This window comes from Actinoplanes sp. NPDC049598, from assembly GCF_040675435.1.
Taxonomy (GTDB): Bacteria; Actinomycetota; Actinomycetes; order Mycobacteriales; family Micromonosporaceae; genus Actinoplanes.
In genome coordinates, this window is record NZ_JBFAOX010000007.1 from 275,858 (window position 1) to 297,721 (window position 21,864).

The window sequence follows — 21,864 nt, forward strand, 5'->3', positions numbered from 1 at the left end:
CACCGGCGCCGGTGGGCCCGCCTCGGTGGAACGGACGAGTCGAGCGCCTCCGACTCGTCGGCGCCGACCATGACACCGGGGGCGTCGGCGGGCAGGCTTCGCGAAGAGACCCGCGAGCCGAGGGGGAGAACCGTGGTACGTCGTGCGCAGATCGAGGATCTGGTGTCGGTGGCGGCGCCGGAACAGCCCGCCCTGAGCCCGGACGGCCGCCGGGTGGCCTACGTGCTGCGCGCGGCCGACCGGGAGGCCGACCGCGTCACCCGGAGCATCTGGGTCGCCGGGCCGGACGGCGCCCGCCGGCTGACCCGGGGCCCGGCCGACTCGTCGCCGGCCTGGTCGCCGGACGGGCAGTGGCTCGCCTTCCTCCGCGGCGGCGACAGCCCGGCCCAGCTGTGGCTGCTGCCGGTCGCCGGCGGCGAGGCCGAGGCGGTCACCGACCTGCCGCAGGGCGCGGGGGCTCCGCAGTGGAGCCCGGACGGCACGAAGATCGCCTTCGCCGCCGCCGTGGCCACGCAGAAAGCCGCCGAGAGCGCGCCGATCGTCACCGAACGCCTCGACTACCGCGCGGACGGCGCAGGGCTGCTGCGTGACCTGCGCAAACACCTGTTCGTGCTGGATGTGGACAGCCGGAAGGCACGGCAGGTGACCGAGGGGGACTGGCACGCCGGCGACGCGGCCTGGTCACCCGACTCGACCCGGCTGGCCTTCCCGGCGGCCACCGCCCCCGACGCCGACCTGGTTCTGCGGGCGCCGGTGCACGTCCTCGACGTCACCGACCCGCTCGCCAAGCCCGAGGTGGCCGGGCTGGCCGATGGCTACGCCGGGCCGGCCGTCTGGACGCCCGAGGGCGACGCGCTCGTCGTCGTCGGGTACACCGGGCCGCCGGCCGGGCACGCGCGCCTGCTCCACGTGCCGCTCGACGGTGGCCCGGTGCGTGACCTGGCCGCGAGCCTCGACCGCAATGTCATGCCGGGTGGGCCGGCTTACCCCGGCGCGATTCCCCGGTTCACCGACAACGGGCGGACGGTGCTTTTCTGCGTACGGCACCGGGGTTGCTCTCATCTTTATGCCGTGCCCCTGGACGGCGGCGAGCCCCGGGCGATCGTGGGCGGCGCCGGACGGGTCGTCTCCGGGTTGTCGGTGGCCGGGGACACTGCCGCCGTCGTCCTGGCCACCCCCACCTCGTACGGCGAGGTCGTCACGGTCGACCTGGCCTCGGGGACCGAGACCGTACGCACGACGCACGGCTCCGTCTTCGACGACGTCGAGCTGTTCCCGCGGGTGGAGCGCGAGTTCACCATCTCGGACGGCACCGTGGTCGAGGGCTGGCTGATCCGCGACCCCGAGGCGAGCGGGCCCGGGCCGCTGCTGCTGGACATCCACGGCGGCCCGCACAACGCGTGGAACGGGGCCGCCGACGACATCCACCTCTACCACCAGGAGCTGGCCGCCGCCGGCTGGACCGTCCTGCTGATCAATCCGCGGGCCAGCGACGGCTACGGCGAGCAGTTCTACACCGCCGCCCAGGGCGCGTGGGGCGAGGCCGACGCCCGCGACTTCTTGGAACCGCTCGACCAGCTGGTGGCCGACGGCACCGCCGACCCGCAGCGGCTGGCCGTGGCCGGTTACAGCTACGGCGGCTACATGACCTGCTACCTCACCGCCCTCGACGGCCGCTTCGCCGCCGCGGTCACCGGTGGCGTGGTCAGCGACCTGACCAGCATGGCCGGCAGCTCGGACGACGGGTCCCTGCTGGCCACGCTCGAGCTCGGCGGGCGCCCCTGGGAGGAGCCCGAGCGCTACGCGGCGATGTCCCCGCTGACCCGGGTCGCCCAGGTCACCACGCCGACGCTGATCATCCAGGGCGACGCCGACCTGCGCTGCCCGGTCGGCCAGGCCCAGCAGTGGCACACCGCCCTGCGCGAGCGGGGTGTGCCGGCCGAGCTGGTGCTCTACCCGGGCGGCTCGCACCTGCTGATCGTCGAGGGGCCGCCGTCGCAGCGCCTCGACTTCAACCGGCGGATCTCCGAGTGGGTGCGCCGGCACACCGGAGGCCATCGCCCGCTGGACCAAGGCCACTGGCAGCGGCGACTGAATGTCCTCGCCGAGCGACACGGCGTTCCGGGGGCGGCTCTCGGCATTCTGCGCCTCGACTCGGATGACATCGTGGGAGCCGCCTATGGCGTGGTCAATGTGGACACCGGCGTCGAGGCCACCACCGACTCGGTCTTCCAGATCGGCTCGATCAGCAAGGTGTGGACGGCCACCCTGGTCCAGCAGCTGGTCGACGAGGGCAAGCTCGAGCTGGACGCCCCGATCGTCGACATGCTGCCCGAGCTGGCCCTGTCCGACCCGGGCGTCACGGCCAAGCTGACCATGCGGCACCTGCTCACCCACACCAGCGGCATCGACGGCGACGTCTTCACCGACACCGGGCGCGGCGACGACTGCCTGGAGAAGTACGTCAGCGGCCTGCGCGAGGTGGCCCAGAATCACCCGCTCGGCGCCACCTGGTCGTACTGCAACTCCGGCTTCTCGCTGGCCGGCCGGGTCGTCGAGAAGCTCACCGGCGGCACCTGGGACGCGGCCCTGCGCGAACGCCTCAGCACGCCGCTCGGCCTGCGCCGCACCGGCACCCTGCCCGAGGAGGCGCTGCTGCACCGGGCCGCCGCCGGTCACCTGCCCGGGCCGAAGGTGGCCCCGGTCTGGACGCTGCCCCGCGCGCTCGGCCCGGCCGGCCTGATCACCGCCACCGTGGCCGACCTGCTGGCCTTCGCCCGCCTGCACCTGACCGGCGGGCTCGCTCCCGACGGCACCCGGCTGATCAGCGCGGCCGGGGCCGAGGCGATGGCGGCCGAACAGGTCGAACTGCCGGAGAAGTACACCCTCGGCGACTCGTGGGGGCTGGGCTGGATCCGCTTCGGCTGGGACGGGCAGCGCCTCATCGGCCACGACGGCAACACCATCGGCCAGTCGGCCTTCCTGCGGCTGCTGCCGTCGCAAGGCCTCGCCGTCACCCTGCTGACCAACGGCGAGGGTGCCCGCGACCTCTACCAGGACCTGTTCTCGGAGATCTTCGCCGAGGTGGCCGGGCTGACCATGCCGGCGCCGCTCACCCTGCCGTCACCGCCGGTCGAGGCCGACCTGACACCCCACGTGGGGACCTACGAGCGGGCCAGCACCAGGCTCGAGGTGTACGCGGGGGAGAGCGGGCCGATGCTGCGCATCACCACAACCGGGCCGCTGGCCGAGCTCACCCCGGAGCCGGTCCAGGAGACCGCGATGGTCGCGGTCCGGGAGGACCTCTACCTCGTACGCCTTCCCGGCAGCCGGTCGTGGATCCCGGTGCTGTTCTACCGGTTGCCGACCGGGGAGCCGTATCTGCACCTGGGCGTGCGGGCCACCCCGAAGGTGGCCTGAGATGGATCGACCCTCGCGGCTGTCTCACCCGCTTGACCCGGGGCGGCCGGAGTTGCTCGCCGGCCTACTGGCCGATCTTGAGGAGCTGGTGGCCTGCGAGTCGCCGTCGGACGATCGGGCCGCGGTGGCGCGGTCCGCCGAGGTCCTGGCCGGGATCGGGCAGCGGCGGCTGGGGACGGCGCCGGAGCGGATCGTGCTGGACGGGCGGACGCATCTGCGGTGGCGCTTCGGCGACGGGCCGGCCCGGGTGCTGCTGCTGGGGCATCACGACACGGTGTGGCCGATCGGGTCGCTGGCCGGGAACCCGTTCGTGGTCGACGGCGAGGTCCTGCGCGGGCCGGGCTGTTTCGACATGAAGGCCGGGGTGGTGCAGGCCCTGCACGCGGTGGCGGCGCTGCCCGATCGGGCCGGGGTGACCCTGCTCGTCACCGGCGACGAGGAGCTCGGCTCGCCGACCTCGCGGGAACTGATCGAGCAGGAGGCGGCGGTCTGCGTGGCGGCGCTCGTGCTGGAGGCCTCGGCCGACGGGGGAGCGCTCAAGACCGAGCGCAAAGGGGTTTCGCTCTACCGGGTACGGGTTTCCGGGCGGGCCGCCCACGCGGGTCTCGAGCCCGAAGCAGGCATCAACTCCACAGTGGAACTGGCCTATCAGGTGCTCGCGGTCTCGGCGCTGGCCGACCCCGCTCTCGGGACGACCGTGGTGCCGACCCGGATGACCGCCGGCACGACCACCAACACGGTCCCGGCGGTGGGGGAGTTCGCGGTCGACGTCCGGGCCCGGACCACCGCCGAGCAGAAACGGGTCGACGACGCCCTCCGCGGCCTGACCCCGGTGCTGCCCGGCGCCCGGCTCACCATAGAGGGCGGCCCCAACCGGCCACCACTCGAGGCCGCGGCTTCGGACGCGCTGTTCGGGCGGGCCGTCGCGATCGCCGGCGAGCTGGGCCTGCCCCCGCTGGCCCGGGCCGCCGTCGGCGGCGCCTCGGACGGCAACTTCACCGCCGGCATCGGCACCCCCACCCTGGACGGCCTCGGCGCCGTCGGCGGCGGCGCCCACGCCGCAAACGAACACGTCGTCATCGCCGAGCTCCCCCGCCGCGCAGCGCTGGTCGCCGCCCTCACGGCGGCGTTGCTCGCCGACCCTGCGCCCCACGACGTTGCCGCCCCCTCGGCGTGGGCCGGTGGCGGCGTGGGCCGGGCGACTTCGGAGCGGCCGTCGCATGACTGATCACGCGAGCGTGCTTACTGCGGCTTCGGTGGCTGAGGCGGCCGCGGGGGCTTCCGCCGCCGGTGCCGCTGCCGGGGCCGCGGCTGAGGCGGCGGGGGTGCGGATTCGGCTGCTGAGTGAGCTGGCCGATCTGCATGAGGTGTACTGGCTGTTCGACAGCATCTGGCACTCGCAGCCGGGGAATGCGCCGGTGAGCCGGGAGCTGTTGCGGGCGATGAGCAAGGCCGGCAACTACGTGGCGGGGGCCTACGACGACACCGGCATGATCGGGGCCTGCGTCGGGTTCTTCGCGGCGCCGGAGCGCCGTGAGGTGCACAGCCACGTCGCGGGGGTCACCCGGGCCGCGCGGGGGCGCAGTGTGGGCCGGGCCATCAAGCTCCATCAGCGGGCGTGGGCGCTCGGCCAGGGCGTGACCCGGATCAGCTGGACGTTCGACCCGCTGGTTCGTCGCAACGCCTTCTTCAATCTGGTCAAGCTGGGCGCGGTGCCGGCCCAGTATCTGCCCGACTTCTACGGCACGATGGGCGACGCCATCAACGGTGACGACGACACCGATCGGCTGTTGCTGCACTGGGATCTGACCGCGCCGGCCGTCGAACGAGCCGCCCGCGGTGGCGGGCGGGGGAGCGACGTGGCTGGGCTGAGGGCGGCTGGAGCGGTCACTGCTCTGGGGCGTACGCCCGGGGGTGAGCCCGTCGCGGGAACCGCGGACGGCCGCACGGTGCTGGTCGCCGTGCCCACCGACATCGAGACGCTGCGGGCGACCGACCCGGCCTGCGCGCGACGCTGGCGGGTCGCGGTGCGGGACGCGCTCGCCCCGCTGATCGACGAAGGGGCCCGGGTCCGCGGATTCGACCGGGCGGGCTGGTACGTGCTGGACAGGGAGAGCCGATGAAACTGACCGGGATCGAGTTGCGCCGGATCCGGATGCCGCTCGTGGCGCCGTTCCGCACGTCGTTCGGCACGGAGACCGAGCGGGACGTGCTGCTGCTGCGTGCGGTGACCGACGAGGCCGAGGGCTGGGGGGAGTGTGTCGCCATGAGCGATCCGCTCTACTCCAGCGAGTACGTGGAGGCGGCGGCCGATGTGCTGCGCCGCTATCTCGTGCCCGCGCTGGCCGCCCGTCCGCCGGCCGGGGCCACCGCTGTCGCGCCGGCGCTGCACCGGTTCAAGGGGCACTGGATGGCCAAGGCGGCGTTGGAGACCGCGGTGCTCGACGCCGAGCTGCGCGGCGAGGGCCGGTCGTTCGCCCGGGAGCTCGGCGCCACCCGGGATCGCGTGCCGTGCGGGGTGTCGGTGGGCATCATGGACTCGATTCCGGCCCTGCTCGACGCGGTCGGCGGCTATGTGGCGCAGGGCTACGTCCGGATCAAGCTGAAGATCGAGCCGGGCTGGGACGTGGCGCCGGTGCGCGCGGTCCGCGAGCGCTTCGGGGATGACCTGCTGCTTCAGGTCGACGCCAATACCGCGTACGGCCTGGGGGATTGGCCTTTGCTGGCCGCGCTGGACCCCTTCGGGCTGTTGCTGATCGAGCAGCCGCTGGACGAGGAGGACGTGCTCGGCCACGCCGAGCTGGCCAAGCGGGTCCGGACGCCGATCTGCCTGGACGAGTCGATCGTCTCGGCCCGGTCGGCGGCCGACGCGATCCGGCTCGGCGCGTGCAGCATCGTCAACGTCAAGCCGGGCCGGGTCGGCGGCTATCTGGAGGCCCGCCGCATCCACGACGTGTGCGTGGCCAACGGCGTCCCGGTCTGGTGCGGCGGGATGCTCGAGACCGGCCTGGGCCGGGCCGCCAACGTCGCGCTGGCCGCGCTGCCGGGTTTCACCCTGCCCGGGGACACCTCGGCGTCGGACCGCTACTTCCGTACGGATGTGACCGAGCCCTTCGTCCTGGACGGCGGCCACCTCCCCGTCCCGACCGGTCCCGGCCTGGGCGTGGAGCCGATCCCGGCGGTCCTCGCCGAGATCACGACCAGCACGGAGTGGTTGCCGCTGTAAGCTCCATCCATCAACGTCGATGGAAGGAGCGGGCATGGTGAAACGTTTCATGGTCTTGATGGCGCTGCTGGCGATCGCGGCCGCTCCTACGGTGACGCCGGTGTCCACGACCGTGCTCACCACCAACGGGCGGACGGCACTGACGTACACCGGGTACATGAACGGCGAGTCCTTCCAGCAGGACGGCATCGTCACGTACAAGGGCTGGCAATATGCGGCCTTCTGGGACCAGGGCGGCTACGTCAACCTCTCCCGGCGCCAGCTGCCCTCCGGCGCCTGGGCCAACCTGCGCCTGACCGACTACCAGACCACCTCGACCGACTCGCACAACGTGATCAGCATCGGCATCGCCCCGGCCGACGGCACGATCCACCTGGCCTTCGACACGCACTCGTCGGTCTTCCGCTACCGCAAGTCGGTGGCCGGGCTGGCCACCTCGGCCACCTGGTCGACGGCCGGCTTCGGCGCCGTGCAGAGCAGCCTGACCAGCACGAGCATGGCCGTCGTGACGTACCCGCAGTTCTTCGCCCACCCCGACGGCACGCTGCAACTGGCCATCCGTACGGGCGTGAGCGGGACCGGTGACGAGGTGCTGTACGAGTACCGCTCGGGGGCGTGGACCTACCTCGGCGAGTTCATCGACGGCACGACCCACAACAACAACGCCTACCTGTTCGGCATCGAGTACGACGGACTCGACCCGTTGTTGCACGTCACCTGGACCGTGCGCGAGACGTCCGACGCCAGCACGAACCATGACATCTACTACGCGTACAGCAAGGACAAGGGACGCACCTGGCGCAACAACGCCGGCACGGTCGTGGCCACCACCGGCAGCAACCCCCTGGCCTCCAACGCCGCCGGCCTCAAGGTGTGGAGCATCGGCCAGAACCGCGGCCTGATCAACCAGGAGTCCCAGGTGGTCGACGCGGCCGGCATCGTGCACGTCCTCGCCTCGCACCTGCCCGCCGCGGCCGCGAGCAACACCGACTTCACCGCCGCCCGCGAGACCGCCGTGCTGGTCCACTACTGGCGCGACAAGGCGAGCAAGGTCTGGCACCAGACGTACACGCCGTTCCTGGAGCGCTCGTCCCGCGGCGACATCGCCGTCGACGCCAACGACAACCTCTACGTGGCCAGCGGCGACTCCAGCACCAAGAAGCTGCACATCGAGACCGCCTCGAAGGCCTCGGGCTGGACCGACTGGACCATCCGCTACACCTCGGCCGCCATCTACTACTCGGACCCGCTCATCGACCACCAGCGCCTCAGGACCCTGGGCGTGATGAGCATCTTCACCTCCCGCTACGGCGGCAGCCAGATCGACGTCCAGGACTGGAAGGTCACCGGATGACCGCACCTGTCAGCTCGCCCAGAGCGCCCAGCAGCTTGTCCTGAAAGCCGGCGCGCCGGGCCGCCGGGTGCGGGTCGCGCCGCCGCTGGTGATACCAGTAGCCACCGGTGGCGGTGCTCCGGGCGTGCACGACGACCTTGTGCCCCTCGTCGAGCAGGGTGGCGGCGGTCGCCCGGCCCAGCCCGTCCGCCGAGCCGGTGATGAAAACATGCGCCATGACCATCATCATGCGCGGTCAGACCACGAAGAACCCGTTCTGCAAGTAGACCGCCGTGTTCTCCGCCCGGGCGCGGATCGCGGCGATGATCCGGCGGGCCAGCAGGTCGGACAGCCGCTCGGTGGCCTGCTGCTCGGTGCACCAGGCCCAGCTGCGCAGCTCGTCGGCGGGCAGCGTGATCTGTGCCGTCTGCTCCGGGGTGAGGACGCCGCCGTCGAAGATGAGCATCAGGCCCTCGGTGCGGTTCGGGCGCGGTGGCACCCAGTCGGTGACCAGCAGCCGGCCCAGCCGCACGATCAGGCCGAGCTCCTCCTTCAGCTCGCGTCCCACCGCCGCGTAGGGCGACTCATCCGCCTCGACCGCACCGCCGGGCACCTCCCAGTAGTCCTTGTAGGTCGGCTCGACCAGCAGCACCCGGCCCTGATCGTCGGTCAGCAGCGCACCGGCGCCCATCCTCTTGCGCGGCAACGTGGCGGTGAAGTCGTCGGTCACCGCCGCCAGGCTAGCCGGGCGGACGCTGAGGTCGGATTCCGGACAGGCCGGTGATTCCGGTCCGGGCGGCAGGGCAACCCGGCGCGCCTAGCGTCGAGTGCATCCGATCCACAACCACCAGGAGTTCCGATGCGCAAGTTCCTCGCAGCGGCCGCGCTGGCCGCTGCGGCATTGCCGCTCTCCCCGGCACCCGCCCAAGCCGGCGAGCCGTCGCCCTCCACCGCGCCCAAGCTGACCCTCGCCTTCGACCCGTCCGACGAGCTCTGCCCCCGCCCCAGGGTGGTCAGGCTGAAGCCCCTGCCCCCGGTCCCACTCGACGGCCTCCAGATCTGGCGGGCCGCCGGCTGGGGCGTCGGCAACGGCTGACCCCCGCCAGCCACAAGATCACGGCTGGGAAATGCGGTCAGCATGCGAACCCGCATGCTGACCGCATTCTTGACCGGCTCTCGCAGCTCGCCGACGAGGCCGGGCTGACGCTGATCCAGCTGGCCATCGCGTTCGTGCGGCGCCATCCGGTCAGCCCGTCACTGCAGCCGGCCGCCCGCCGGCGCTGAGCCGCCGGCGTCGCGGATCAGGTCGAGCAGGCCGCACTGGCTGGGTGTGGTCCGGACCTTCAGGTCGATGAGCTCGGTCTGGCGGCGGGCGATGGCGGCCAGGGCGCGGAGGTCGAGGAACGTCGTCGCGGTCAGGTCGAGGGTGTGACCGGGCCGGAGACGGCGCAGCAGAGCCGCGAAGGCGGTCGTGTTGGCCAGATCGACCTCGCCCGAGAGGGCCATGGTGCGGCCCTCCTCGGTCAGGCGGTGGCGCAGCGGGGACCGGTTGGCCAGACCGGCCGGGTGGGCCTGGCCGGCGGCGGTGACGTGCGGGCGGGCGAAGACGCGGGTGTCGTACTGGCAGACGGCGGTCAGCTCGCCCGCGGTGAACAGGGCCGACGAGTCGGCCTCGAAGGCGATCAGGGCGTCCGGGTCGGCGCCGGCGGCCCAGGTCATGTCGACGCTGACCCACAGGCCGGTGAAGCCGTCGGCCACGGCCTGGCGGGTCGCGGCCGTGTAGGCCTGGGTCAGGTGTTCCGGGTCGAGACGGCCGGGCGCCCACTGGACCTGCCGGCTGTCGCCCAGCCCGATCTGGTCGCCGGCGGCGGCCACGACGGGGCTGCGGCGGTCGCAGAGCCGCCGGTAGCCGGCCGGGTCGTCGCGGCCGGCGCCGCCCGGGAAGATCAGCATCCGGGCCGAGGCGGCGATCGCCCGCTCGGCGACGGCGATCGTGGTCTCGGTGAACGCGTCGGCCGAGTCGAAGGCGGCGCCGACGTGATCCCCGGGCCGGAGGCAGGCGGCGGCGGTCATGGCTCGGCCCGGCCCGCGAGAAGCCGTACGGTGAAACCGGCGGGCCCCCGGTCGAGGGTGACGTAGCCGCAGGACTGGAAGGCCAGCCACAGGCCCAGTCCGCCGCCGGGTGAGGGCTGCAGACCGGCGTACGGATCGGAAGGCCCGTCGCCGGTGTCGGTCACGGTGACCAGGATCCGGTCGAGGGAACTCCACAGCCGTACGGTGACGGGCGGCCGGCCGTGCCGGATGGCGTTGCTGACCGCCTCCGACGCGCCCAGGATCAGCCCGCGGATGTCGTTCTCGCCCAAGGTCGTCGACGGGCCGGCCTGGGCCACGGCGGCCCGCACCCGGGCCGGCAGCGGGTCGTGGAAGGTGGCCGCCGGCTCCGTCGCCTCCAGCGGGTCCCGCCAGCGGGACCGCCGGCCGGCCAGGAACTCCTCCGGGGCCACGAAGGCCGGGTTGGCCGCGTGCTCGTCGCCGGTGGCCACATACGGGTGGGTGCTGCGGGCGTCGTCCAGCACCTGGCTCGGGGCCTGCCGCAGGTCGTACGGGCACAGGCCCCAGACGGGGACGCCGCCGAAGACCCGGTTCAGCGCCGCCTCGTAGCGCACCCACCACTCCCAAGGGACCCCCGAGCCGGGGTGCGGCACCTGGCCGGCCACCCGGATCTGTTCGGCGCCGGCCACCACGTAGTCCCGCAGCACGCGCCGGTAGCGGTCGATGGCCGAGGCCGGGCGGGCGTACTGCACCCCGCCGTCGAGGAACCGGATCCCGCTGCGCGGGCCGAACGCGCCCAGGACGAGGGTCTGGTTGTGCCCGGCGAAGGCGGAGACCACCGGCTCGCCGGCGGCGAGCCCGCCGGCCAGGAACGGCCCGACGACGTCGAGGAAAGTCTGATCGGAATCGTAGAACGCGGTCTCGTGGAAGCAGCCCCGGTGGCCTGCGGCCGCACCCGACCTCATGAGGCTGCCGCCACGTCGGCGGCTTTCATTGACGCCACGCTGCCCGATGCCGCGCGGCCGGCGCAACCGCCGTCACACGATCAGGTGGTGGCGGTGAACCGCCGCACCTGCTCGACGCTGCCCCCGACGACGAGCTCGGCGTCGCCGGGCACCACGGTCTCCGGCACGGCGTACGTCAGGTCGGCCCCCGGGGTCTTGACGCCGATCACCGTCAGGCCGTATTTCGAACGGAGCCCGAGATCGGCCAGGGTGCGCCCGGCGGACCCGGGCGGGGCCTTGGTCCGGGCCACGGCGAAGCCGTCGTCGAACTCGATCACGTCGAGCATCCGGTCGGCGATCAGGTGGGCCACCCGGTCGCCCATGGTGGCCTCGGGGTAGATCACGTGGTGGGCGCCGACCGAGCGCAGGATCCGGCCGTGCTTGGCCGAGACCGCCTTGGCCCAGATGTCGCGCAGGCCGAGCTCGCTGAGGGTGAGCACGGTCAGCACGCTGGCCTCGATGTTGTTGCCGATGCCGACCACGGCCCGGGTGAACTCCTTGGCGCCGACCTGCAGCAGGGCGTCGGAGTCGGTCGAGTCGGCCTGCACCACGTGGGTGAGCTGGTCCGACCACTGTTGCACGATTTCGGCGTCCTCGTCGACGCCGAGCACCTCGTGGCCGAGCTGCAGCAGCGACTCGGCGACCTGGCCGCCGAAGCGGCCCAGGCCGATCACGACGATGTTCTCGTCCGGGGCGATGGTCTTGTCAGCCAACGATGGGTCGCTCCTCCGGGTACCGGTACAGCCGATGACGGGTGTTGAGGGCCAGGGCGGACGCGACGGCGACCGTGCCGATCCGGCCGACGAACATCATCACACTCAGGACGAGCTGGCGGGAGCCGGGCAGCTCGGCGGTGAGCCCGTTGGTCAGCCCGGCCGTGCTGAACGCCGACATGACCTCGAACAGCGCCCGGTCGAAGGGCACGGCCGAGGTGACGGCGAGCAGGGTCAGGGTGCCGGCGGCGACCGTGGCCACGCCCAGCAGGGCGACCGAGGTGGCCTGGCGCTGCGTCGACTCGGCGATCCGGCGGCGCCCGATGACCACGTCCCGCTCGCCCTTGACCTCGGTCCAGATGACGTACGCGAGCAGGAAGAACGTGGTCACCTTGATGCCGCCGGCGGTGCTCGCGCTGCCGCCGCCGATGAACATCAGGACGGTGACGACGGCCGAGGTGTCCTCGTGCATGGCCCCGTAGTCGACCGTGTTGAAGCCGCCCGAGCGGGGGATGGTCCCCTGCACGAACGCGGCCAGGATCTTGCCCGGCACGCCGAGCGGGCCCAGGGTCGCCGGGTTGCGCCACTCGAGGGCCAGCACGGTGGCGAAACCGATCGCGAGCAGGGCCAGCGTGCCCCACACGGTGAGCCGGGTGTGCGTCGACCACGCGGCCGGGCGGTGCCGCTGGCGGACGATCTCGTAGATCACGGGCACGCCGATGCCACCGGCGACGACGCCGAGGGTCAGCGGCAGGCAGATCCACCAGTCGGCCGCGAAGCCGGTGAGACCGTCGCTGCGCAGTGAGAAGCCGCAGTTGTTGAACGCCTGCACGGCGTTGAACGCCCCCTCGGCCAGGGCCGGGCCGAACGGCACGTCGTAGGTCAGCCACAGCCGGGCGGTGACGAAGCCGGCGATCACGGTCTCGCACGCGAACATCACCACGGCGGCCAGGATCAGCACCGGGCGGAAGTCGCCGTGGGCGAGCCCGGTGCTGGTCTCGACGCCGGCCATCATCCGGCCGCGCAGCCCCAGCCGCTGCGACACGATCAGGCCGAGCAGGGTGGCGAAGGTGGTGATCCCGAAGCCGCCGGTCTGGGTCAGCACGGCGAGCAGCACGTGACCGAAGCCGGACCAGTAGGTGGCGGTGTCGACCGTGCTCATCCCGGACGTGGTGATGGCCGAGGTTGAGGTGAACAGCGCGGTCAGGAAGGGAGCCGAGCCGTCGCCGGCCCGGGCGACGGGCAGCATGAGGAGCGCGGCCCCGGCGGCGATCGCGGCCAGGAAAGCCACTGCCACGGTCCGCGCCGGGTGCGGACGGGCCGTGCGCATCAGGCATTTATACCGTGCCGCCGCGGCCGGCGCTGGAACGGGGTTTGATCTGCTTTTCCGGGAATATGCCCGGAATAGTTCGAGGACAGTTATAGGAAAAGGAAAGTTTTCGTCCAGGACCGGTGGCGTGATAATCATGAGGCATGCGGGTTCTACTGGTCGAGGACGACGATTCCATCGCGATTCCTCTGGTGCAGGGCCTGGCCCGTTTCGGCATCGAGGCCGAGCACGTCGCGACCGGCGCCGCCGCCCTGGCCGCCCCGCCGGCCGATCTGGTGCTGCTCGATCTCGGGCTGCCCGACATCGACGGTGTCGACGTCTGCTGGGCCCTAAGCCGGTCGCAGGGCGTGCCGATCATCATGCTGACCGCCCGGCGGGCCGAGGCCGACCTGGTCCGCGGTCTCGAGGGTGGGGCCGACGACTACCTGGCCAAACCGTTCAGCCTGCGCGAGCTGGTGGCGCGGATCCGCGCCGTCGACCGCCGGTCCCGTTCGACGAAGCGTCCCGAACCGGACAACCTGGTGCTCGGCCCGCTGGCCATCGACCGTACGGCCCGGGAAGTGACCGTCGCCGGCCAGGCGATCGCCCTCGCCCCGAAGGAGTACGACCTGCTGGAGATGCTCGCGGCCCGGCCCGGCACCATGGTGCTGCGGCAGAAGCTGCTCGAGCAGATCTGGGCCACCACCGACACCCGCAGCAAGACCCTCGACTTCCACATCGCGGCCCTGCGCCGCAAGCTCGGAGCGGGAGGCCGAGATCGTCGCGGCCTACGTCGGGGCCGAGCTCGGCGAGGACGACGGGGACCAGGTGGGCGAGATCGCGGCCGCGGTGGCCCGCCGCTGGGACGGGCGGGTCGAGGTCCGCGACGCCGCCGGCCGGCTGGTCTACGGCCCGCAGCCACAGCTCGGCGGCGCGCCCGCGGCCGAGGGGATCCGGCACGGCTTCGCCGAGGTCGACGGCGTACGGATGATGTCGGTCTCGGTGTCGCTGCACGCCGCCGGCTCGGTGCGCCTGGTCGTGCCCACCACGTCGGTCACCGAGCAGGTGCACCGGGTCTGGGCCCTGCTCGCCGGGGCCTGCCTGCTGGTGCTGGCCGTGGGGGCCGCGGTCGCCCGGGCCCTGGCCCGGTGGATCGTGCGGCCGGTCACCGCCCTCGAGGAGGCCGCCGATCAACTGGCGGACGACAACGGGCCCCCAGCTGTACGGATCGTCGCGGGGCCGCCCGAGCTGCGGCGCCTGGCCGAGACCTTCAACCGGACCGCCGAGCGCCTGCACAGCGTGCTGGCCGCCCGCGGGGCCTTCGCCGACCACGCCTCCCACCAGCTCAAAGGTCCGCTCGCGGCGCTCCGGCTGCGGCTGGAGAACCTGGAACCGGACGTCGCGCCGGCCGGGGCCGAGAGCCTGGAGGCGGCGATCAAGGAGACCGAGCGGCTCGATCAGCTGGTCAACACGTTGCTCGACCTCACGATGATCGAGCGCCGGGACGAACGCCCGGAGGTGATCGACGCGGCGGCCGAGGTGGCCGAGCGGGCGGCGATCTGGCGGCCGCTGGCCGCCGAGCGGGGGATAACCATTCAGGTCACGGCCGAGGGGCCGCTGCCGGCGAGGGCGATGCCGGGTGCGATCGAGCAGATCCTCGACAACCTGATTTCGAACGCGCTGAACGCCGCGCCGGACGCCAGCCGCATCGGGCTGAGCGCGGCCCGGGCGGCGGACGGCGAGGTGGTCCTGCATGTCGTCGACGCCGGTCCCGGCCTGGCGGCCGACCAGCGGGTGAAGGCCCTGGAGCCGTTCTGGCGGGCGCCGGGGGCGCCGCGCGGGGGCACCGGCCTCGGCCTCGCGCTGGTGGCGAAGCTGGCCGAGGCCGGTGGCGGCGGCGTCCGGCTGGACGCCGCGGAGCCCACGGGGATCGACGCGGTCGTTACCTTGGCTTCTTCCTAGTTCAGCGCCGGCCGCGCAGGCCGGCGACGAGGCTGACGCCGATCGCGGCCAGCACGACCTGGATGATCAGCTCGATCCAGTCGATGCCACGGGTGTCGTCGACGCCGATGGCGGCGGCCAGGAACGTGCCGATGATGGCGGCCACGATGCCGATCAGGATGGTCAGCCAGATCGGGATGTTCTGCTTACCGGGGACCACGAGCCGGCCCAGGGCGCCGACGATCAGGCCGATGACGATGGCGGTGATGATTCCGGAGATTTCCACGTGCGCTCCTTGTTCTACGGTGACGACCCGGCAATTTCCGCCGCCGCCGGAAACGAAACATCTTTCAGTTTCACCGGCTATCCTTCGGCGCACTTACCCGGCCTTTTTTCGAAGAAGTGAGCCCGGCGTGGGCGGCTACGGCTGGCAAATCGTCCTCGTGGTGATTCTGGTCTTGTTGAACGCGGCGTTCTCCGGCAGTGAAATGGCTCTCATCTCGCTGCGCGACAGCCAGCTGCAGCGCCTCGAGCGGTCGTCGCGCACCGGGGCGACCCTGGCCAAGCTGGCCCGTGACCCCAACCGGTTCCTGGCCACCATCCAGATCGGCATCACCCTGGCCGGCTTCCTGGCCTCGGCCTCGGCCGCGGTGTCGCTGGCCAAGCCGCTGACCGGGCCGCTGGCGTTTCTGGGCAGCGCCGCCGAGCCGGTGTCCATCGTGCTGGTCACCATCGTGCTGACCTTCTTCACGCTGGTCGTGGGGGAGCTGGCCCCGAAGCGGATCGCCATGCAGCGGGCCGAGGGGTGGGCGCTGATGGTGGCCCGCCCGCTCGACATGCTGTCGGCCCTGTCACGGCCGGTGGTCTGGCTGCTCGGCAAGTGACCGGGTGCTGCGCGAGATCCTGGTGCCACGCCGCGACGTGCTCTCCGTGCCGGCCGACCTGCCCGCCCGCGAGGCCCTGGCCGAGCTCGCCGCCGGCGGGCATTCCCGCGCCCCGGTGACCGGCCCGATGGGGTTGGACGACGTGCTCGGCGTCGTGCACCTGCGCGACCTGATCGACGCCATCGGCCCGGTGCGCGACCACATGTTCGACGCTCAGTTCCTGCCCGAGAGCCTCAAGGTCTCCGACATGATGGTGCAGATGCGCGGCCGGCGCCAGCAGCTCGCCCTGGTCGTCGACGAGCGCGGGGCCATCGACGGCATCGTGACGATGGAGGACCTGGTCGAGGAGGTCGTCGGCGAGATCTACGACGAGACCGACCGCGACGTCCAGTCGGTCGTCCGCGAGCCCGACGGCGCGATGCTGCTGCCCGGCACGTTCCCCATCCACGACCTGCCCGACATCGGCGTCGACACCGAACGCCTGGCCGACAACGACTACACCACGGTCGCCGGCCTGGTCCTGGCCCAGCTCGGCCACATCCCGACCGCCCCCGGCGAGATCGTCCCGGTCGACGGCCACACGGCCGAGGTCACCCAGATCGCCGGCCGCGCCATCACCCAGATCCGCCTGCGCCCCCTGCCCGCCCCGGAGCCGGCCGAAGCCTCGATGCCGGATGCATCTTAGGGATCTGAGCCTGTCCGTTACTGACAAATCGGATGTTTCCGGCCTTTCGGTCATCTCGCGTAGACGAACGCCGGGAAAGGTCTGATTTCAGGCGGGTTGGATCAGTACATGTGGCTCTGTCGCTGCTGGTGGCGGCGGCGGAATACTTGATCTCAGCGCACGGATGCCGGCGCCGAATCCTTTTGGACGAGGGTTTGACCACGGCGCCGGCATCCGGGCGCCCACCTTACGCGGGTTTGTGCTCGTGGCGGCGCCACTGGAGCATGGCCGCGGTCGCGTCGTCGCGGAGCTCCCCGTTTTCGTACGACACGATCGTCTGAATGAGACGGCGCATGGTCTCCGGCGCCGGGGCGCCCTCGCGCAGCTCACCGAGCATGAACTCGCCGAGCCGGTCGACGCCGAACAGCGCGCCCGAGGCGTCGCGGGCCTCGGTGATGCCGTCGGTGTAGAAGACCAGCGCGTCGCCCGGGCGCAGCTGCTCCTCGATGACCCGCGGCGGCCGGCGAAGCATGTGGCCCAGCCCCAACGGCAGTGTGTTCGGGGTGGGCAGCGGCGGCAGCGTCTGCCCGTCGCGCAGGAAGATCTCGGCCGGGTGGCCGGCGCTGATCCGCCGGTAGGCGCCGGTCGCCATGTCCAGCTCGGACAGCAGCGCGGTGACGAACGAACCCGGGTACTGCGCGTTGATCCACTTGTCGAGCGAGCGGCACGTGTCGCTCAGCGAGAGCCCGGAGCGGCGGGCGTTGCGGTACGTGTTCAGCGTCAGCGTGGTCAGCGCGCTGGCGCTGATGCCGTGCCCGACCGTGTCGAAGAGCGCCACGTGCAGGGTGTCGCCGTTGGCCGCGTAGTCGAACGCGTCGCCGCCCACCTCGTAGCAGGGCTCGAGCACGGCCGTGACCATCGTCCCGTCCACCGCGAAGGTCAGCGGCGGCAGCTGGTTCCAGATGATCTCGGCCGGCAGCTGCATGGGCAGCCGGCGCCGGGTGTGCTCGACCGCGTCGCCGTAGAAACGCCGGCTGGCGATCAGCTCGGCCACCAGGGCCGCGATCACCTCGAGGTCGTGCCGGGTGGCGGCCGGGGGATAGGCCTTGACCCGGAACTCCAGCACGCCGAGCCGCTCGGCCCCGTGCAGCAGCGGCAGCCACAGCCGCCCACCGTCGTCGGTCTCGAGCCACTGCTGCTCGGCCGTGGTGAAGGCCCGCCCGGCGGGGGAGCCCTCGACCGTGTGCGTGGTGGCCAGGTCGAGCGTGGTCCCGCGCAGCGGATGCAGCCCGACCTGCCCGTAATCGACCAGCAGGACGGTCGCCGCCTCGGCGTCGAGCAGCGGCGCGGCCTCGGCCAGGACGGCCGGAAGGTCCTCGGCGCGCCCACGGTGGCGCAGATCCATGAGCCGGCGAACGGCCTCCATCGACGAGAGCATCGCACTCCATCCAACACCGAGATGCCCGTGGGCGCACCATCGGCCATGTGGATGAGCCCCCTTACGGGTCGTCAGCGTCCGCGCGCGGCGGTGAGGTCCGCAGCCTCGGCCTCCATCTTGCGTTCTGGGCCCATCCCGACTATTCGCCCGACGGGCGTCCGAGCTGGCCTGGAGTTCGAACGGCCGCTCCCCGGCCTTGGTGGCCCTGGGTGATCCGTGGTCGATCGATGTGCGCACCGGGGCGATGACCAACCTGTCGAGCACCCCGGACGTGTCCGAGTACAGCCCGATCTGGTCGTCCGACGGGCGCCTGCTCGCCCTCGCGGGCATTCCGACCAGCTGGCATTCATCTTCGTAACATTGACGAAACCCTCTGTAATGGTTAGCCTTCCGGGACTCTGAGAGCGCTCTCTTCCCCCAAGTCCGGAGGCTCCCATGACCCATCCCCGAATCGTCGCCGGCCTGGTCGCGGCCCTCACCGTGATCACCGCCGGCGGCCTGGCGGTGCTCACCGGCAGCGGTCGCGCGTCGGCCGCGCCGGTCGGCGCCGGCAGTTACCTCGAAACCCTGCCGGCCGGGCGCAGCCTGCCCACCGGCTGCGGCTCGATCTCCACCAACCCCCGGCAGTACGTGACCGGCAACGCCCCGGCCGGCCCGGTGCCGACCAACGACTGGTGGTCCTCGCTGCTGTTCAAGCGGGTCGACTGCCAGTTCTCCACGCCGCTGTTCGCCGGGCCGGCCGCCTACCAGCCGAGCGCGGGCGGGCTGGGCCTGTCGTACCAGACCGACGCCGCGATCAGCGGGTCCGCCACCGGCACCGGCGAATACCACTATCCGTACGCCGAGCACGTGCGCGTCGGTGTGGACGGGCTCACCGCCGGCCAGGCCCTGGTCGACGGCTGGAGCGACTGGACGGTCAGCACCTTGCTCTCCGGCGGCGGGCGCACCCTGCGCGCGACCATCGGGCGCGGCCTGCCCCTGTCGTACTACCAGGTGACCGGTGGCGACGCCGTTCTGACCATCACCGGGCCGCCGACCGCGTGGTCGAACAGCGGCAACCGGATCGGCTTCTCGATCGGCGGCCACGACTACGTCGCGTGGGCGCCGACCGGTGCCACCTGGTCACTGAGCGGCACCACGATCCGCAGCAACCTCGCCGGCCGGGGCTACCTCTCGGTCGCCGTGCTGCCCACCACGAGCGCCACCAGCACGACCGACAAGCTCGCGCTGGCCGACCGCTTCACCCCGTACGCGCACAACCATGTCACCGGCAGCCGCCTGTCCTACAGCTACAACCAGGCCAACGGCACGGTCACCACGACGTACGCGCTGACCACCACCGCCCGCGAGGGCACCGGCACGGGCACGGTCATCGCGCTCTACCCGCATCAGTGGCGCTACCTGACCGGGTCGGCCCCGCTCGCGCAGAGTTACGTCTCCCCGCGCGGCGCCATGCGGATCGTGACCGGCAGCCAGTTCAGCACGTCCATGGCGTACACCGGGGTGCTGCCCGAGGTCCCCGCGGTGGGTGACTCCTCCGGGGCCGACCTGACCACGATCACGAACTTTCTCAACGCCGAACTGAGCAACCCGGCCGACTTCCGCGGCGACGACACGTACTGGACGGGCAAGGGTCTGGGGCGGGCCGCCCGGATCGCCGAGATCGCCGATCAACTCAACATCACAGCCGTACGCGACTCGGCGCTCAACGTCATCCGGACGCGCCTGACCGACTGGTTCACCGCGTCCTCCGGCAAGACCTCGCGGGTCTTCTACTACGACCGCAACTGGGGCACGCTGATCGGCTACCCGGCCTCGTACGGTTCCGACCAGGAACTCAACGACCACCACTTCCACTACGGCTACTTCGTGGCCGCGGCGGCCACCCTCGCCAAGTTCGACCCGGCCTGGGCCGCCAGCGGGCGCTACGGCGGCATGGTCGACCTGCTCATCCGGGACGCCAACAACTACGACCGGTCCGACACCCGCTTCCCGTACCTGCGTGACTTCGACATCTACGAGGGCCACGACTGGGCGTCCGGGCACGGCTCGTTCGGCGCCGGCAACAACCAGGAGTCGTCGTCGGAGGGGCAGAACTTCGCCAACGCGCTGATCCAGTGGGGTCAGGCCACCGGCAACACGGCGGTCCGGGACGCCGGCGTCTGGATCTACACGACCCAGGCCGCGGCGATCAACGAGTACTGGTTCGACGTGCGCAACGAGAACTTCCCGGCGTCCTGGGGCCACAACTACTCGGCCATCGTGTGGGGTTCCGGCGGAGCGTACGCGACGTGGTTCTCCGGCGAGCACGAGATGATCGTCGGCATCAACATGCTGCCGATCACGGGTGGCCAGCTGTACCTGGGCGATCATCCGGCCGCCGTCCGCTCCACGTACGCCGAACTGGTCCGCAACAACGGCGGCGAGCCGACGATCTGGCGCGACATGCTGTGGCAGTACCTCGCCCTCGGCGACCCCGACGGCGCGCTGTCCCGGTTCCGCGCCGACAGCTCGTACACGCCGGAGGAGGGCGAGAGCAAGGCGCACACGTTCCACTGGATCCGCAACCTGGCCGCCCTCGGCCAGGTCGACACCACCGTCACGGCCAACCACCCGCTGGCCAAGGTCTTCGTCAAGAACGGGGCCCGGACGTACGTGGCCTCGAACATCACCAGCGCAGCGATGACCGTGACCTTCTCCGACGGGCGGACGCTGGCCCTGCCCGCCGGTCGCACGGTGGCCGGTGGCGCGGTCAACTGGTCGGGCGGCAACGCCGGCGGGGTGCCCTCGACGGGCTGCGGCACCGGCACCCTCGCCTCCCAGGGGCGACCGGCCACCGCGTCGTCCACCGAGGCGGCCGGCTTCCCCGCCGCCAACGCCGTCGACGGCGACGCCGGCACCCGCTGGTCGTCCGCCTTCGCCGACCCGCAGTGGCTGCAGGTCGACCTCGGCTCGTCCCGCACCCTGACCCGGGCCGAGCTGACCTGGGAGGGCGCCTACGGCCGCTCCTACCGCATCGAGACCTCGGCCGACGGCACGACCTGGACGCCGGCCGTCACGGTGACGGGCACCGGGGCCGGCGGCCAGGTCACGCACGGGCTCAGCGGCAGCGCCCGCTACGTGCGCCTCTACGGCACTGAGCGCGGAACTCCGTACGGCTATTCGCTCTGGGAGTTCCGCGTCTACGCGTGCTGAATCGCCTTGAGCAGAGCCTCGCCGACCGCCTCGGCCGAGGCGGGGTTCTGCCCGGTGATCAGGTTCCCGTCGACGACGGCGTGCGACGACCAGGCCGGCCCGCCCTCGAAGACCGCGCCGGCCTGGCGCAGCCGCGTCTCCAACAGCCACGGCGCGTGCTCGGCGAGCCCGGCCTGACGCTCCTCGTCGTCGATGAACGAGGTCATCCGGCGGCCGCGGAACAGCCAGCCGCCGTCGGGCGCCCCGGCCGGCAGGAAGGCGGCCAGCCCGTGGCAGAGCGCGGCCACCGTCTTGCCCGGATCGGGCAGCATGGCCGCCAGCACCCGGGCGATGTCGGCATTGACCGCCAGGTCCTGCATGGGCCCGTGCCCACCCGGGATCAGCACGGCGTCGTACCGGGCCGGCTCCACGTCCTCCAGGCGCACCGGCTTCGCCAGCACGCCGGCCATCTCGTCGAGATGACGGCGGATCTCCTCACTGTCGATGCTCTTCTCATCGGCCACCGGCACCAGGCCCCCGGGGGTCGCGACGGTCACGTCGGCGCCGGCTTCGATCAACATGCGGTACGGGGTGACGAGCTCCTCGGCCCAGAAGCCGGTCGGGTGCTGCGTGCCGTCCGTCCAGGTCCAGACCCGGGCCGACGACAGAACGACGAGTACGGATGCCATAGCTCCTCCAAATGGTT

The 21,864-nt window shown here is 72.1% G+C and carries 18 protein-coding genes and 2 pseudogenes; 11 read left to right on the plus strand and 9 right to left on the minus strand.

Features of this window, described 5'->3' with window-relative positions; translation table 11 throughout:
- The first annotated feature begins 132 nt into the window (after positions 1-132).
- The 5 genes from AB0J66_RS18825 (at position 133) to AB0J66_RS18845 (ending at position 8,000) form a co-directional block, all read left to right on the plus strand.
- Complete coding sequence (locus AB0J66_RS18825; protein WP_364661843.1) at positions 133-3,420, plus strand: serine hydrolase; 3,288 nt, start codon at positions 133-135, stop codon at positions 3,418-3,420.
- Position 3,421: 1 nt separating this feature from the next.
- Positions 3,422-4,648: a M20/M25/M40 family metallo-hydrolase gene (locus AB0J66_RS18830; RefSeq protein WP_364661846.1), complete on the plus strand. Its 1,227-nt coding sequence runs from the start codon at positions 3,422-3,424 to the stop codon at positions 4,646-4,648.
- A 97-nt stretch (positions 4,649-4,745) separates the two neighbouring features.
- On the plus strand, positions 4,746-5,543 hold the full coding sequence (locus tag AB0J66_RS18835) for a GNAT family N-acetyltransferase (protein ID WP_364661849.1): 798 nt from the start codon (positions 4,746-4,748) through the stop codon (positions 5,541-5,543).
- Positions 5,540-6,646 (plus strand): o-succinylbenzoate synthase, encoded by a 1,107-nt coding sequence (gene menC / locus AB0J66_RS18840; RefSeq protein WP_364661852.1) that lies wholly within the window; start codon positions 5,540-5,542, stop codon positions 6,644-6,646. The genes AB0J66_RS18835 and menC overlap by 4 nt, the downstream gene beginning before the upstream one ends.
- Positions 6,647-6,680: 34 nt before the next feature.
- On the plus strand, positions 6,681-8,000 hold the full coding sequence (locus AB0J66_RS18845; protein ID WP_364661854.1) for a BNR repeat-containing protein: 1,320 nt from the start codon (positions 6,681-6,683) through the stop codon (positions 7,998-8,000).
- Here AB0J66_RS18845 and AB0J66_RS18850 read toward each other — a convergent pair.
- Both AB0J66_RS18850 and AB0J66_RS18855 read right to left on the minus strand, forming a co-directional pair.
- Complete coding sequence (locus tag AB0J66_RS18850) at positions 7,990-8,217, minus strand: SDR family NAD(P)-dependent oxidoreductase (RefSeq protein ID WP_364661857.1); 228 nt, start codon at positions 8,215-8,217, stop codon at positions 7,990-7,992. The genes AB0J66_RS18845 and AB0J66_RS18850 overlap by 11 nt on opposite strands.
- A gap of 18 nt (positions 8,218-8,235) precedes the next feature.
- Entirely contained in the window at positions 8,236-8,709 is a 474-nt protein-coding gene (locus AB0J66_RS18855; RefSeq protein WP_364661860.1) for an NUDIX hydrolase, read from the minus strand.
- Between the two features lie 129 nt (positions 8,710-8,838).
- Here AB0J66_RS18855 and AB0J66_RS18860 point away from each other — a divergent pair, with 129 nt between their 5' ends.
- The gene (locus tag AB0J66_RS18860) at positions 8,839-9,075 is read left to right on the plus strand and encodes a hypothetical protein (protein ID WP_364661863.1); all 237 of its coding nucleotides are present in this window, start codon (positions 8,839-8,841) and stop codon (positions 9,073-9,075) included.
- Positions 9,076-9,233: 158 nt separating this feature from the next.
- Here the strand turns inward: AB0J66_RS18860 and AB0J66_RS18865 are convergent, their stop codons facing one another.
- From AB0J66_RS18865 to AB0J66_RS18880, 4 genes are all read right to left on the minus strand, one after another.
- Positions 9,234-10,052 carry an MEDS domain-containing protein gene (locus AB0J66_RS18865; protein WP_364661866.1) on the minus strand — a complete coding sequence of 273 codons (819 nt, stop codon included), beginning with the start codon at positions 10,050-10,052 and terminating at the stop codon, positions 9,234-9,236.
- The gene (locus tag AB0J66_RS18870; protein ID WP_364661868.1) at positions 10,049-10,996 is read right to left on the minus strand and encodes an anti-sigma factor RsbA family regulatory protein; all 948 of its coding nucleotides are present in this window, start codon (positions 10,994-10,996) and stop codon (positions 10,049-10,051) included. The genes AB0J66_RS18865 and AB0J66_RS18870 overlap by 4 nt, the downstream gene beginning before the upstream one ends.
- Before the next feature lie 80 nt (positions 10,997-11,076).
- A complete protein-coding gene (locus AB0J66_RS18875) occupies positions 11,077-11,748 on the minus strand; it encodes a TrkA family potassium uptake protein (RefSeq protein WP_364661871.1) in 672 nt (223 codons plus the stop codon).
- The gene (locus tag AB0J66_RS18880) at positions 11,741-13,078 is read right to left on the minus strand and encodes a potassium transporter TrkG (protein WP_364661874.1); all 1,338 of its coding nucleotides are present in this window, start codon (positions 13,076-13,078) and stop codon (positions 11,741-11,743) included. Before AB0J66_RS18880 ends, AB0J66_RS18875 begins: the two co-directional genes overlap by 8 nt.
- 143 nt (positions 13,079-13,221) lie before the next feature.
- On the opposite strand from AB0J66_RS18880, the pseudogene AB0J66_RS18885 reads away from it, so the two are divergent.
- Positions 13,222-13,821: pseudogene (locus AB0J66_RS18885) on the plus strand (response regulator transcription factor); the annotation flags it as partial.
- Between the two features lie 64 nt (positions 13,822-13,885).
- Positions 13,886-15,019: a HAMP domain-containing sensor histidine kinase gene (locus AB0J66_RS18890; protein WP_364661877.1), complete on the plus strand. Its 1,134-nt coding sequence runs from the start codon at positions 13,886-13,888 to the stop codon at positions 15,017-15,019.
- A gap of 1 nt (position 15,020) precedes the next feature.
- On the opposite strand, the gene AB0J66_RS18895 is transcribed toward AB0J66_RS18890, so the two are convergent.
- A complete protein-coding gene (locus AB0J66_RS18895; protein ID WP_364661880.1) occupies positions 15,021-15,284 on the minus strand; it encodes a GlsB/YeaQ/YmgE family stress response membrane protein in 264 nt (87 codons plus the stop codon).
- Between the two features lie 127 nt (positions 15,285-15,411).
- Here AB0J66_RS18895 and AB0J66_RS18900 point away from each other — a divergent pair.
- Positions 15,412-16,567, plus strand: a pseudogene (locus tag AB0J66_RS18900) (hemolysin family protein).
- Between the two features lie 226 nt (positions 16,568-16,793).
- On the opposite strand, the gene AB0J66_RS18905 reads toward AB0J66_RS18900, so the two are convergent.
- Positions 16,794-17,972, minus strand: a complete 1,179-nt coding sequence (locus AB0J66_RS18905; protein ID WP_364661882.1) for a PP2C family protein-serine/threonine phosphatase — start codon at positions 17,970-17,972, stop codon at positions 16,794-16,796.
- Positions 17,973-18,183: 211 nt separating this feature from the next.
- Here AB0J66_RS18905 and AB0J66_RS18910 point away from each other — a divergent pair, with 211 nt between their 5' ends.
- A complete protein-coding gene (locus tag AB0J66_RS18910) occupies positions 18,184-18,342 on the plus strand; it encodes a hypothetical protein (protein WP_364661885.1) in 159 nt (52 codons plus the stop codon).
- A gap of 77 nt (positions 18,343-18,419) precedes the next feature.
- On the plus strand, positions 18,420-21,179 hold the full coding sequence (locus AB0J66_RS18915) for a glycosyl hydrolase (protein WP_364661887.1): 2,760 nt from the start codon (positions 18,420-18,422) through the stop codon (positions 21,177-21,179).
- Here AB0J66_RS18915 and AB0J66_RS18920 read toward each other — a convergent pair.
- Complete coding sequence (locus tag AB0J66_RS18920) at positions 21,167-21,847, minus strand: type 1 glutamine amidotransferase domain-containing protein (RefSeq protein ID WP_364661890.1); 681 nt, start codon at positions 21,845-21,847, stop codon at positions 21,167-21,169. The two genes, AB0J66_RS18915 and AB0J66_RS18920, sit on opposite strands and share 13 nt — an antisense overlap.
- Between the last annotated feature and the right edge of the window lie 17 nt (positions 21,848-21,864).

Excerpts from the sequence above, each read along its gene's own strand:
- AB0J66_RS18920 (WP_364661890.1), bottom strand. The coding sequence starts at position 21,847 with ATGGCATCCGTACTCGTCGTTCTGTCGTCGGCCCGGGTCTGGACCTGG.
- menC (WP_364661852.1), top strand. The coding sequence starts at position 5,540 with ATGAAACTGACCGGGATCGAGTTGCGCCGGATCCGGATGCCGCTCGTG.
- AB0J66_RS18915 (WP_364661887.1), top strand. The coding sequence starts at position 18,420 with ATGACCCATCCCCGAATCGTCGCCGGCCTGGTCGCGGCCCTCACCGTG.
- AB0J66_RS18860 (WP_364661863.1), top strand. The coding sequence starts at position 8,839 with ATGCGCAAGTTCCTCGCAGCGGCCGCGCTGGCCGCTGCGGCATTGCCG.
- AB0J66_RS18905 (WP_364661882.1), bottom strand. The coding sequence starts at position 17,972 with ATGGAGGCCGTTCGCCGGCTCATGGATCTGCGCCACCGTGGGCGCGCC.
- AB0J66_RS18870 (WP_364661868.1), bottom strand. The coding sequence starts at position 10,996 with ATGAGGTCGGGTGCGGCCGCAGGCCACCGGGGCTGCTTCCACGAGACC.
- AB0J66_RS18850 (WP_364661857.1), bottom strand. The coding sequence starts at position 8,217 with ATGGCGCATGTTTTCATCACCGGCTCGGCGGACGGGCTGGGCCGGGCG.
- AB0J66_RS18830 (WP_364661846.1), top strand. The coding sequence starts at position 3,422 with ATGGATCGACCCTCGCGGCTGTCTCACCCGCTTGACCCGGGGCGGCCG.
- AB0J66_RS18845 (WP_364661854.1), top strand. The coding sequence starts at position 6,681 with ATGGTGAAACGTTTCATGGTCTTGATGGCGCTGCTGGCGATCGCGGCC.
- AB0J66_RS18880 (WP_364661874.1), bottom strand. The coding sequence starts at position 13,078 with ATGCGCACGGCCCGTCCGCACCCGGCGCGGACCGTGGCAGTGGCTTTC.
- AB0J66_RS18865 (WP_364661866.1), bottom strand. The coding sequence starts at position 10,052 with ATGACCGCCGCCGCCTGCCTCCGGCCCGGGGATCACGTCGGCGCCGCC.